Source organism: Paraburkholderia flava, assembly GCF_004359985.1.
In the GTDB taxonomy this organism is placed as follows: domain Bacteria; phylum Pseudomonadota; class Gammaproteobacteria; order Burkholderiales; family Burkholderiaceae; genus Paraburkholderia; species Paraburkholderia flava.
Map to the genome: position 1 here is coordinate 15806 of NZ_SMRO01000005.1, position 12662 is coordinate 28467.

The window sequence follows — 12662 nt, forward strand, 5'->3', positions numbered from 1 at the left end:
CAGATGCACGGTACCCGGTGTTACGATAACGTCCTGATTTCCCGCTGCCGGAGCCCGCGCGTGAGCCTGAACGTGACCTTGATTCTGACGACGGTGCCCGATGCGGAGACCGCCCGGAAGCTCGCGTCCGACGTTCTCGCCGCACGTCTCGCTGCGTGCGTGACGCAGTTGGGTCACGTGCAGTCCGTTTATCACTGGCAAGGCAAGATCGAATCTGCCGACGAGATCCAGGTGCTGTTCAAAATGAGCGTCGCCCGTGCGACGGAACTCGAGCAGTTCATCCAGTCACATCACCCGTACGACACTCCCGAAATCCTGTCGTGGCAGGCCACTGCATCGGTCGCGTACGGACAGTGGGTCAACGCCGAAACACAACGCACTATTCATGTTTAACCGTATCGACTGGCGATCGCGCAGCACCGCGCCCATCGTCGCCCTGCTTCTTGCGCTGCTCGCACTCGTCCTGCTGTCGACGAACCTCGCCCGTGCGGCGGACGATTTCCTCGATCCCTCGGACGCATTCCGTTTCAGCGCGAGCGAGACGCCCGGCGTCGTCGACGTTCACTACAAGATCGCCGACGGCTACTACATGTATCGCGAGCGCTTTGCGTTCGCCGTGAAGAGCGGCACGGCGACACTCGGCGATCCGCAACTGCCGGCCGGTCACGTGAAATTCGACCAGACGTTCGGGAAGAACGTCGAGACCTATCGTGGCGAGCTAACTATCCACGTTCCGGTCAAGCAGGCCGCAGCCGGTTTCGACCTCGCGGTGACGTCGCAGGGATGCGCCGATGCGGGCATCTGCTATCCACCGATGGAGCGCGTGTACCACGTCAACGGTGCCGCGCTGCAGCCGGTAAGCGCCGGCGCATCCGCGCAGCCGACCACACAGGCCACCGGTGCGCACGACGGCGCTTCCTGGTTCGAACGCGCCACCAGCGCCGACTACGCGCAATCGCTGCTCGAGGGCGGCGGCTTCTTCACCATCGTCGGCCTGTATTTCGTCGCGGGTATCGTCCTGAGCTTGCTGCCTTGTTCGTATCCGATGATTCCGATCCTGTCGGCGATCATCGTCGGCGAGGGCGCGCGGGTAACGCGTGCGCGCGGATTCTCGCTGTCGCTCGCGTACGTGATCGGGATGGCGCTCGTTTATACGGCGCTCGGTATCGCGGCCGCGCTGGTCGGCCAGAGTCTCGGGGCATGGTTGCAGAACCCGTGGGTGCTCGGCACGTTTGCGGTGCTGCTGATGGCCTTCGCGTTGACGCTGATCGCCGGCTTCGACATCGCGTTGCCGCAGCGCTGGCAGGACGGCGTATCGCAGGCATCGCAGAAGCGCCAGGGCGGCCGGTACGTCGCGGTCGCGCTGATGGGCGCGCTGTCCGCGCTCGTCGTCGGCGCATGTATGACGGCGCCGCTGTTCGCGGTGCTCGCCTTCATCGCGCACACGGGCAATGCAGTACTCGGCGGCGCGGCGCTGTTCTCGATGGGCATCGGGCTCGGTGTGCCGCTGCTCATCATTGGTCTCGGAGCCGGCACGTTGCTGCCGCGCGCGGGCGCATGGATGGACGGTGTGAAGGTCTTCTTCGGTGTCGTGCTGCTCGCGGCCGCGTTGTGGATCGTCTGGCCGGTGCTTGGAGCCGTCGCGCAGATGTTGTTGAGCGCTGTGTGGCTGCTCGTTGCTGCAGCGGCGCTCGGGCTGTTTGCGGCGCCGGCAGCAGGCGTTTCGCTGGGACGCAGATTCGCGCGCGGCATCGGCGCGGCATTTGCGGTCTGGGCGGTGGTGTTGCTCGTCGGTCTTGCTGCGGGATCGACAGATCCTTTGCGGCCGCTCGCGGTGCTGGCTGCTCGCGGTCCGGCTACGGGCGCCGGTGCGGCAGCCCAGCCTGAGCTGATGTTTGCGCCAGTCCGTTCGTCGCAGCAGCTCGATCAGGCAGTTGCGTCAGGCGCACAACCGGCGATGCTCGACTTCTACGCCGACTGGTGCGTGAGCTGCAAGGAGATGGAGAAATTCACGTTCAGCGACCCGCGCGTGCAGGCACGACTTAAACAGATGAATCTGCTGCGTGCAGATGTGACCGCGAACAATACCGACGACCAGGCACTGCTGAAACGCTTCAAGCTCTTCGGACCGCCGGGCATCATCTTCTTCGATCGCAGCGGGAAGGAAGTGCTGCGCGTCGTCGGGTATCAACCGGCAGATCAGTTTCTACGCAGCCTCGATCGCGCGATGCCGCCGTCACCGCAGACCTGAGCGATATGCGAGGAACGCAAAAGCGGCACGTACATGCAACGCGCGTCGAGAGCTAACCAATGAAAAAGGCGCTGTAACCAGCACCTTTTTCATGATGAAACGACCGCGAACAGAATCAGCGTTGCGCCTTCAGCAGACGCGCAGCATCCAGCGCAAAGTAAGTCAGTACGCCATCCGCACCGGCCCGCTTGAACGCGAGTAGCGCTTCCATCATCGCCTTGTCGTGATCCAGCCAGCCGTTCTGCACAGCGGCCTTGATCATCGCATACTCGCCGCTCACCTGATAAACGTAGGTCGGAAAACCGAACTCGTCCTTCACGCGCCGCACGATATCGAGGTACGGCATGCCGGGCTTGACCATCACCATGTCGGCGCCTTCGTCGATATCGGCCTGCACTTCGCGCAGCGCTTCGTCGGAATTGGCCGGGTCCATCTGGTAAGTCATCTTGTTGCTCTTGCCCAGATTCGCCGCCGAGCCGACTGCATCTCGGAACGGACCGTAGAACGCTGACGCGTATTTGGCCGAATACGCCATGATCCGCGTATGGATGTGGCCGTCGCTCTCCAGCATTTCGCGGATTGCGCCGATGCGTCCGTCCATCATGTCCGATGGCGCGACGATATCGACGCCGGCCTCGGCCTGCGTACGCGCCTGATCGACGAGAATCTCGACGGTCTCGTCGTTGATCACGTAGCCGTTTTCGTCGAGGACACCGTCCTGGCCGTGGCTCGTGTACGGATCGAGTGCGACGTCGGTCAGCACGCCCAGTTCAGGAAAGCGCTTTTTCAGCTCACGGACCGCGCGCGGAATCAGGCCCGCTTCGTTAGCCGCTTCGCGGCCGTCCGGCGTTTTAAGCGCGGGCTCGATGGCCGGGAACAGCGACAGCACAGGTACACCCAGCGACACGCACTGCTCGGCGACCCCCATCAGCAGATCCACCGACACGCGTTCGACACCCGGCATCGACGGCACGGCTTGCCGCTCGTTATTGCCTTCGACGACGAATACCGGATAGATCAGATCGTTGGTCGTGAGAATCGTCTCGCGCATCAGGCGGCGCGAGAAGTCGTCGCGGCGCATGCGGCGCGGACGGTGATGCGGATAGAAGCTCATAGGAAATATCGTAGAGGTGAGAAAAAAGCCCTGCTTCCGCCTCCGGGAAACTTTTTGAGACAATGGTATATCATACCGATCGAGCAAGGCGCTATGCGCTGACCTCCCCGCTTCTCCTCCCTGAGCGGGTGCCTGTCGTGTTTTTCGATTAGGCTGTTTGACCCGCCGTTACAAGCGGCGGGTTTTTTTATGGGCGAACGAAAATGCATCGCCGCCCAGCCACCTCGACACGACGGGTTTTACGAGTCTGCCCCGGCGGCCGGTTCGCCTGTCTCGCCCGGGATGATCCAGCTTTCGAGCAGCGCGTGCGCTTCGTCGAGTCCGACCCGCTTCAACGACGAAAAGAGCTGCGCGCTGAGTTCGCCTTCGAAGCCCGCATTCTTGTACTCGGCAAAACCTTTTTGCGCGGTCCGCAGCGCATTGACGCTTTCCTGCCGCGTCAATTTGTCGCATTTGGTCAGCAGCGCGTGGATCGGTTTGCCGGTGGGTGCAAACCACTCGATCATGCGCCGGTCGAGCTCAGTGAGCGGACGGCGCGAATCCATCATCAGGATCATGCCGCGCAGTTGGGCACGCGACTGCAGATAGCTGGACAGCAGCGCTTCCCAGTGAGCCTTCGCCGCACCCGGCACTTCGGCGTAGCCGTAGCCCGGCAGATCGACGAGATGGCCCGCTGGCTCGTCCGCGGGGCCGACCGAGAAGTAGTTGATATGCTGCGTGCGGCCGGGCGTTTTACTGGCGAAGGCAAGCTGCTTCTGATTGCACAGTATGTTGATTGCCGTCGACTTGCCCGCATTCGATCGCCCCGCGAATGCCACTTCAGGCTGCGGCGTGGGCGGCAGGTCGCGCAGGTGATTCACCGTGGTTAAAAAGCGGGCTTGGTGGAGCAGGAAGGCCATGAGGAAACCAGAGAAAAGACGCGGAGGGAGCCCTGATCGGGCCGGGACATGCCCGACTGGCGTCTTGGCGATTAGCGAGTTATTGTACAATACGACGGTTTACTGAAGACCAGCGGGGCCAATGCGCAAGCCTTTGCGGAGTCAAACGGTCACCGTCGTATTTTGCAAAACCTCTAATTCCCACAAGACGAAACAGGGTGTGCGAATGAATCGACTGGGCAAGTTTCTGGTGGTGCTTCACACAGCAGCGGGTCTTTCAGTTTTAGCGGTACAGGCAAGAGCAGCAGATCCGGCCAAGCCGGACGTCAACAGGGGACAGGCAATCGCAGCGCAGGTTTGCGCTTCGTGCCACGGAGCGGATGGGAACAGCGCCGGTGGCGCGTATCCGAAGCTCGCGGGCCAACATCCCGAGTACCTCGTCAAGCAGCTCAAGGATTTCAAGACGCAGCCGGGCGCGAAGCAGGCCGCGCGCAACAATGCGATCATGGCGGGCATGGCGGCTGCGTTGTCGGACCAGGACATGGTCAACGTCGCGACGTATTTCTCCGAGCAGACACCGAAGCTTGGTTATGCGCACAACAAGGACACGGTTGCGCTCGGACAGAAGATTTATCGAGGCGGGATCGCCGAGAAGGGCGTGCCGGCATGCGCGAGCTGCCATGGCCCGACCGGTCAGGGGATTCCGTCGCAGTATCCGCGGTTGTCGGGTCAGTGGGCTGATTACACGGTTGCGCAGTTGACCGCGTTCCAGCAAGGCCCGGGAGCGCGCAACAACAACGAGGCGATGCATACGGTCGCGTCGCGTCTGTCGGATAGCGAGATCAAGGCAGTCGCCGATTACATCGCGGGCTTGCACTAAACCAGCAGTCCGCACGCAGGTGCAGCCGGCCCACGGGCCGGTCAGAAAACAAGAAAAGGGTGGGGGCGTCGTGCTCGAAGCGACCGCCCTTCACCCTTTTTTGCTGTTCAGTCGGAGTTTGAATGAGCGTCACCACGTCGGGTTTGCAGTTGAAGTCGGGCCAGCGGGCCGTGCGCAGTGCAGTCGAACTGCTGAGTTCGATGCGCTTCGCGATCGCGCTGCTCGTGATCCTGGCGATCGCGAGCATCATCGGTACCGTGCTGACTCAGGACGATCCGTATCCCAACTACGTCAATCAGTTCGGCCCGTTCTGGGCGGACATCTTCCGCTCGCTGTCGCTGTACACCGTGTACAGCGCGTGGTGGTTCATGCTGATCCTCTGCTTTCTGGTCACGTCGGTGTCGCTGTGCGTGATCCGCAATGCGCCGAAGATGATCGCCGACATGAAGAGCTGGAAGGACAAGGTGCGCGAGGGCAGTCTGCGCGCGTTCCATCACAAGGGCGAATTCGCGGTCGAGGGCACGCGTGCCGAATCGGTGGCGCTGCTCTCGCGGCTCGTCGGCAAGCTCGGCTACCGGTTCGTGACGCGCGAGAGCGAAGGTGCGACGCTGATCGCCGCGAAGTGCGGCGCGCTGGCGAAGATCGGCTACATCTTCGCGCACGTCGCGTTTGTCGTGATCTGCATCGGCGGTCTGCTCGACAGTAACCTGCCGATCAAGCTGCAGATGTGGATGTTCGACAAGACGCCGATCCGCGGCAACACGGTGATCAACGAGATTCCGCCCGAGCATCGTCTGTCGCAGTCGAACCTCACGTTCCGCGGTTACGCGTGGGTGCCGGAAGGCCAGTACGTGTCGACGGCGATCCTGAACCAGCCGGACGGTTCGCTGATCCAGGACCTGCCGTTCTCGATCGAGCTGAAGAAGTTCATCGTCGACTACTACTCGACCGGCATGCCGAAGCTCTTCGCAAGCGACATCGTCGTGATCGATCACAAGACCGGTGCGAAGGTCCCCGCGCGCATCGAGGTGAACAAGCCGTTCACGTACGACGGCGTGTCGATCTATCAGTCGAGCTTCCAGGACGGCGGCTCGCAGATGCAGATGACCGCGTACCCGATGGTCGGCGGCACCGTGAAGACAATGCCCTTCACCGGCACGATCGGCAACTCGGCGCCGCTGTCGGCGAGCATGCCGGGCGCGAACGGCCAGACTGTAGAGTTCGCCGATTTCCGCGCGATCAACGTCGAGAACATTTCGAACGGCAGCGGCCAGAACGACGTGCGCGGCGTGACCGCGCATCGCACGCTGCAGGAAGCGTTCGACGAACGCCTCGGCTCCGGCGCGAAGACCTCGAAGCCGCTCGATCTCCACAACGTCGGACCGTCGGTGCAGTACAAGGTGCGCGACAAGGATGGCCAGGCGCGCGAGTACAACAACTACATGCTGCCCGTCGATGTCGGCGGCGAACGGATGTTCCTCGCCGGCATGCGGAGCAATCCGGACGACCCGTTCCGCTATCTGCGGATTCCGGCGGACACTGGCGGCACGGTGAAGGAGTGGATGAATCTGCGCGCCGCGTTCCAGCAGCCGGAATTGCGCGTCGAGGCGGCGCGACGTTTTGCCGCACGCTCGGTCCCCGACGCGAATCCCGATCTGCAGCGACATCTGCAGGACAGCGCCGAACGGGTCTTGACCCTCTTTGCCGGCGCCGATGCAAACATGACTGCGGCAGCAGGCGGTCAACCGGTCGGCGGCTTCGGCGCGGTGGCGGCCTTCATCGACCATTCGGTGCCGAAGGCAGAACAGGAAAAGGCCGCCGGGCTGTTGCTGCGCATGCTGGAAGGCGCGACGTGGGATCTGTGGCAGCTCGACCGCGCGCAGATCGGCGAGGCTCCCGCGGCGGTCAACGCGGACACGAACCGCTTCCTGCAAAGCTCGATCAACGCGATTTCCGACAGCTTCCTGTATGGATCGCCGGTCTATCTGCAGCTGGATTCATTCAAGCAGGTGCAAGCTTCGGTATTTCAGCTCACGCGCGCACCCGGCAAAAAAGTCGTGTATCTTGGCAGCCTGCTCCTCGTGCTGGGCATCTTCTCGATGTTCTACGTCCGCGAACGGCGCCTGTGGTTCTGGCTCAAAGATAGTGAGCGCGGCGTCGACATCGTGATGGCGATGTCCAGTGCACGCAAGACGCTCGATTTCGAAAAAGAGTTTGCCCGGACGCGCGACGCTGTCGGTGCGGCGTTGGGCGTCAAACCGACCGACGCATCCGGTACAGCCGGCGCCTCCAGCGCCCCGCCGTCCGCAAGCTCACCCGATTCGACCCGGTAAGAATTATGGATCTGACCCAAGCCTCCACTCCCCCTTCGCGACCGGCCACGTCAGCCGCGACCCGCCCCGCGACGCCCGCCGTCCAGCCGCCCGATCTCGCGCTGCTCGATGAACGGTCGTTCCTGAGACGGCTCCGACCGTCCGACTGGCTGTTCGCGATCGCGCTGGTCGCCGGCGCGGGGTTCGCGCTGTCGCGCTATCACCCGTTCATGAACTACTACGACAAGCTCGTGCTCGTGTGCGCGGTGCCGGCGATGATCGTACTCGGCTGGCGCTGGAAGCCCGCGCGTCTGCTGATGGCCGGCATCGCCGTGCTGTCGCTGTTCGCGATCCAGACCTACCACGGCGACCTGACGCGCGCGGACAACGCGTTCTTCCTGAAATATTTCCTGTCGAGCCAGTCCGCGATTCTGTGGATGAGCGCGCTGTTCGTGTTCGCCACGGTGTTCTACTGGATCGGCCTGCTGTCGCGCTCGCCGACCGGCGGCGCGATCGGTTCGGGGATGACGTGGGCCGCGGTGCTGATGGGCTTCGTCGGCCTGATGGTGCGCTGGTACGAGTCGTACCTGATCGGCGCAGACGTCGGCCATATTCCAATCTCGAACCTGTACGAAGTGTTCGTGCTGTTCAGCCTGATCACCGCGCTGTTCTACCTGTACTACGAGCGGCATTACGCGACGCGTGCGCTTGGCGCATTCGTGCTGCTGGTTATCAGCGCGGCCGTCGGCTTCCTGATGTGGTACTCGATCGCACGCGACGCGCAGCAGATCCAGCCGCTCGTCCCCGCGCTGCAAAGCTGGTGGATGAAGATCCACGTGCCGGCGAACTTCATCGGTTACGGTAGCTTCGCGCTGTCGGCGATGGTCGGCGTCGCGTATCTGGTGAAGGAGCGGGGCATTCTCGCTGACCGCCTGCCGGCGCTCGATGTACTCGACGACCTGATGTACAAGTCGATCGCCGTCGGTTTCGCGTTCTTCACGATCGCGACGATTCTCGGCGCGCTGTGGGCCGCCGAAGCGTGGGGCGGCTACTGGAGCTGGGATCCGAAGGAAACCTGGGCGCTGATCGTCTGGTTGAATTACGCGGCGTGGCTGCATATGCGGCTGATCAAGGGCCTGCGCGGCGCGGTCGCCGCCTGGTGGGCGCTCACGGGCCTGCTGGTCACGACGTTCGCGTTCCTCGGCGTCAACATGTTCCTGTCGGGGCTGCATAGCTACGGCAAGCTGTAATATCTGCCGCGCTACGACGACTATGCTGTGACGACGCAAAACCGCCGGTGCCTCGCACCGGCGGTTTTTTTATTCCGGCGATGGAAGATTTCCCCGGTTGGCGGCGTTCACCTTAATGTAGCCCGCCAAAGCGGGTAGAACGGACATCGGAACGGCGCGCAGCGCCCACGGAGCAGCGACATGTGGATCAAGCGAACGAGCGGCATCGCGGTACGCGGCGAAGGCATTGCGCCCCACGAGATCACGCGGCAGGCGGTATTCGAGAACCGGCGACGCGTGCTGCAGGTGGCGGGCGCGGTTGCGCTCGGCGGCCTTATCGGTGTGAACGGCGAAGCACTGGCGGCGTACACATCGCCGGACGGCAAGGCGCAGAAGCTTGCCGCGAAGACGAACCCGAAATTCGTCGTGCCGGATAAGGCGACGCCGTACAAAGACATCACCACCTACAACAACTTCTACGAGTTCGGCACCGACAAGAGCGATCCCGCGCACAACGCCGGCACGCTGCGGCCGAGGCCCTGGCGCGTGAGTGTCGAGGGTGAGGTGAAGAACGCGAAGGTCTACGACATCGACGAGCTGCTCAAGCTCGCGCCGCTCGAGGAGCGTGTGTACCGGCATCGCTGTGTCGAGGGCTGGTCGATGGTGATTCCGTGGATCGGCATCTCGCTGTCCGAGCTGATCCGTCGCGTGCAGCCGACCGGCAATGCGAAGTACGTGCAGTTCATCACGCTGGCCGATCCGTCGCAGATGCCCGGTCTCTCGCAGCCGATTCTCGACTGGCCGTATTCGGAAGGGCTGCGGATGGACGAGGCGATGAATCCGCTGACGCTGCTCGCGGTCGGCCTCTACGGGCAAGTGCTGCCGAACCAGAACGGCGCGCCGATTCGTATCGTCGTGCCGTGGAAATACGGGTTCAAGAGCGCGAAGTCGCTGGTGAAGATCCGCTTCGTCGAGAAGCAGCCGGAGACGAGCTGGAACAAATACGCGCCGCAGGAGTACGGCTTTTACTCGAACGTGAATCCGAACGTCGATCACCCGCGCTGGAGCCAGGCGACCGAGCGACGCATCGGTGAAGACGGCTTCTTCACGCCGAAGCGCAAGACGTTGATGTTCAACGGCTACGGCGATCAGGTCGCGTCGCTGTATCAGGGCATGGACCTGAAGAAGAACTTCTGAGCGGATCCGATCATGCCAACCGATACGTCGACTGCTACTCGCCGCGACGCTTCACGCGCACCGGCTGCTGCCTCTGCATCTGCACGCCGTGCGCCAGCGGTCGGCTCCACCGCGAACCGCTGGATCGTGCCCGCGAAGATCGCGGTGTTCATTGCCGCGTGGTATCCGCTCGCGCGCATTGTGCTGTTCGGTCTGACCGATCGGCTCGGCGCGAATCCGATCGAGTTCATCACGCGCTCGACCGGCCTGTGGACGCTCGTGTTCCTGTGCATCACGCTCTCGGTCACGCCGTTGCGTCGTTTGACGGGCATCGCCGCGCTGGTTCGCTTCCGCCGGATGCTCGGTCTGTACGCATTCTTCTACGCGACGCTGCACTTCACCACGTACGTATGGTTCGACAAATGGTTCGACGCCGCGGAGATGTTGAAGGACATCGGCAAGCGGCCGTTCATCACGGTCGGCTTCGCGGCGTTCGTTCTGCTGATTCCGCTTGCGGTCACGTCGCCGCGCGCGATGGTGCGCAAGCTCGGGCGTCGGTGGCAAACGCTCCATCGCGCGATCTACGCGATCGCTGCGCTGGCGATCCTGCATTTCTGGTGGATGAAGGCAGGCAAGCACGATCTGCTGCTGCCGAAGATCTATGGTGCGATCGTCGTGGTGCTGCTTGGGTGGCGGCTTGCGGTGTGGTTGAAAGCGCGCGTGACGCAGCGGCGGGCGAAGGCGTAAGCGTAAGTGGAGAGCGTTGTTTGACGAGATATCGTCGAAGCACGTGCCGCTTCAAAAAGCAAAAAGGCGATGCACTGATGCATCGCCTTTTTTCATACGGCAGCGTCCTTCGACGCGACCGCTTATTCCGGCAAAACCGTCTCGCCCGCGAACAGTTCCGGCACCGTCTCGCGCGCGCGGACCACGTGCGCCGCATCGCCGTCGACCATCACCTCAGCCGCGCGAGGACGCGTGTTGTAGTTCGAGCTCATCGCGAAGCCATACGCGCCGGCCGAACGGATCGCGAGCACATCGCCCACGTCGACGGCCAGATCGCGATCGCGGCCCAGCCAGTCCCCGCTTTCGCACACCGGGCCGACCACGTCGTAGCGATGCGCGGCGACGTCGCGCTGCACGACCGCTTCGATCGCGTGATACGCGCCGTACATTGCGGGACGGGCGAGGTCGTTCATCGCAGCATCGACGATCGCGAAGTTTTTCTCCGCGCCCGGCTTCAGAAATTCGACACGTGTGAGCAGCACGCCCGCGTTACCGACGAGCGAACGGCCCGGTTCGAAATAGACCTCGCGATGGCCGTGGCCGCGCGCGTCGATCCGGTCGAGCACCGTGCGAACGAACTCACCAATGTCCGGCGGCGTTTCATCGGCATAGGTGATGCCGAGGCCGCCGCCGACGTCGATGTGCTTGATCGTCAGGCCATCCGCTTCGATCTGGCCGACCAGTTCGAGCAGCTTGTCGACCGCATCGAGATACGGCGCGATCTCGGTGATCTGCGAGCCGATATGGCAGTCGATACCGACAACGTCGAGGTGCGGCATCGCCGCTGCCGCGCGATAGGTTGCACGCGCTTCGTCGAACGCGACGCCGAACTTGTTCGACTTCAATCCCGTGGAAATGTACGGATGCGTCTTCGCGTCGACGTCCGGATTCACGCGCAGCGACACAGGCGCCGTGCGGCCCATCTCGCCGGCAACCGCATTGAGGCGATCAAGTTCGGGAATCGATTCGACGTTGAAGCATTTGACGCCGGCCGCCAGAGCCTCGCGCATTTCGCTCGTGCTCTTGCCGACGCCGGAGAACACGGTGTTTTCCGCTTTGCCGCCGGCCGCGAGCACGCGCGCCAGTTCACCGCCCGACACGATGTCGAAGCCGGCACCAAGCCGCGCGAACACGTTGAGCACCGCGAGATTGCTGTTCGCCTTGACGGCGACGTGCACCGTCGCGTGGCGTCCTGCGCACGCGTCGGCGTACGCGTGCCACGTGGCAGTGAGCGCCGCGCGCGAATAGACGTACAGCGGAGTGCCGAACTGTTCGGCGAGCGAAACGGCGGACACGCGTTCGGCGTGCAGCACGCCGTCGACATACGCGAATGCGGATCGAGTCATGCGAAGCTTTTACTGAGTGGTGAGAGTGCCGGAAGCCGGTTGCGGTGTCGACGCGGCAGCATCGGAGGCAGGGGCGTTGCGCAGTTCGCTTTCGGTCGACAGCGACAGCGGCGTACCCGATGTATCCGGCACGGTGCCCGACGCGGTTTCCGCATCCGGTTTGACGTCGTCCGGTGACGGCTGGGTGCGGTCGACCGGTTTGGCCGGCAAAGGCGGCACGGTGGGCAGATAAAGCGCGCCGCGTTGACCGCAGCCGCTCAGTGCGCCACCTGCGAGAATGGCCAAAGCCGCTACAATCGCGCTCATCCGGAAAACGACTCGCATGACTGTCCCTGAATAATCAATCGTTGGAGTTTAGCATGTCCGATCATGAATACCTGACCCGCGCAGAGGCCGCGCTCGCGGCCGTGGAGCGCACACTCGACGACACCGGCGCGGACATCGAATTCGAACGCAGCGGCAATGTGCTGACGCTCGAATTCGAGAGCGGAACGAAGATCATTGTGAACCTGCAGCCGCCGATGCGCGAGATCTGGATCGCCGCGAAAGCCGGCGGTTTCCACTTCCGTTTCGTCGATGGCGAATGGCGCGACACGCGCAGCGGCACCGAGTTTTTCGCGGCGCTGTCCGATTACGCGACCCAGCAGGCCGGCGAGCCGGTTCACTTCGCGCCGTAACCCCGCTGCGAGT

The 12662-nt window shown here is 63.2% G+C and carries 12 protein-coding genes; 8 read left to right on the forward strand and 4 right to left on the reverse strand.

Annotation, left to right across the window (positions count from 1 at the left end; genetic code table 11):
* The first annotated feature begins 66 nt into the window (after positions 1–66).
* Both cutA and dsbD read left to right on the forward strand, forming a co-directional pair.
* Entirely contained in the window at positions 67–393 is a 327-nt protein-coding gene (gene cutA, locus E1748_RS30490; protein WP_205965331.1) for a divalent-cation tolerance protein CutA, read from the forward strand.
* Positions 386–2251, forward strand: coding sequence for a protein-disulfide reductase DsbD (dsbD, locus tag E1748_RS30495; protein ID WP_133651036.1), 1866 nt, complete (start codon positions 386–388; stop codon positions 2249–2251). Before cutA ends, dsbD begins: the two co-directional genes overlap by 8 nt.
* Positions 2252–2366: 115 nt before the next feature.
* Here the strand turns inward: dsbD and hemB are convergent, their stop codons facing one another.
* Both hemB and yihA read right to left on the reverse strand, forming a co-directional pair.
* Complete coding sequence (hemB, locus tag E1748_RS30500) at positions 2367–3365, reverse strand: porphobilinogen synthase (RefSeq protein ID WP_133651037.1); 999 nt, start codon at positions 3363–3365, stop codon at positions 2367–2369.
* Positions 3366–3604: 239 nt separating this feature from the next.
* A complete protein-coding gene (yihA, locus tag E1748_RS30505; RefSeq protein ID WP_133651170.1) occupies positions 3605–4264 on the reverse strand; it encodes a ribosome biogenesis GTP-binding protein YihA/YsxC in 660 nt (219 codons plus the stop codon).
* A gap of 205 nt (positions 4265–4469) precedes the next feature.
* Here yihA and E1748_RS30510 point away from each other — a divergent pair, with 205 nt between their 5' ends.
* The 5 genes from E1748_RS30510 (at position 4470) to msrQ (ending at position 10587) form a co-directional block, all read left to right on the forward strand.
* Positions 4470–5123 (forward strand): c-type cytochrome, encoded by a 654-nt coding sequence (locus tag E1748_RS30510; protein ID WP_133651038.1) that lies wholly within the window; start codon positions 4470–4472, stop codon positions 5121–5123.
* Positions 5124–5245: 122 nt separating this feature from the next.
* Positions 5246–7456, forward strand: coding sequence for a cytochrome c biogenesis protein ResB (locus E1748_RS30515; protein ID WP_133651039.1), 2211 nt, complete (start codon positions 5246–5248; stop codon positions 7454–7456).
* Positions 7457–7461: 5 nt separating this feature from the next.
* On the forward strand, positions 7462–8685 hold the full coding sequence (ccsB, locus tag E1748_RS30520) for a c-type cytochrome biogenesis protein CcsB (protein WP_133651040.1): 1224 nt from the start codon (positions 7462–7464) through the stop codon (positions 8683–8685).
* Between the two features lie 180 nt (positions 8686–8865).
* Positions 8866–9861: a protein-methionine-sulfoxide reductase catalytic subunit MsrP gene (gene msrP / locus E1748_RS30525; RefSeq protein ID WP_133651041.1), complete on the forward strand. Its 996-nt coding sequence runs from the start codon at positions 8866–8868 to the stop codon at positions 9859–9861.
* Between the two features lie 12 nt (positions 9862–9873).
* Complete coding sequence (msrQ, locus tag E1748_RS30530; RefSeq protein ID WP_133651042.1) at positions 9874–10587, forward strand: protein-methionine-sulfoxide reductase heme-binding subunit MsrQ; 714 nt, start codon at positions 9874–9876, stop codon at positions 10585–10587.
* A 122-nt stretch (positions 10588–10709) separates the two neighbouring features.
* On the opposite strand, the gene lysA is transcribed toward msrQ, so the two are convergent.
* Positions 10710–11972, reverse strand: a complete 1263-nt coding sequence (gene lysA, locus E1748_RS30535; RefSeq protein WP_133651043.1) for a diaminopimelate decarboxylase — start codon at positions 11970–11972, stop codon at positions 10710–10712.
* 9 nt (positions 11973–11981) lie between these two features.
* The gene (gene lptM / locus E1748_RS30540; protein ID WP_133651044.1) at positions 11982–12296 is read right to left on the reverse strand and encodes an LPS translocon maturation chaperone LptM; all 315 of its coding nucleotides are present in this window, start codon (positions 12294–12296) and stop codon (positions 11982–11984) included.
* Between the two features lie 35 nt (positions 12297–12331).
* On the opposite strand from lptM, the gene cyaY reads away from it, so the two are divergent.
* Positions 12332–12649: an iron donor protein CyaY gene (gene cyaY, locus E1748_RS30545; protein WP_133651045.1), complete on the forward strand. Its 318-nt coding sequence runs from the start codon at positions 12332–12334 to the stop codon at positions 12647–12649.
* Positions 12650–12662 lie beyond the last annotated feature (13 nt).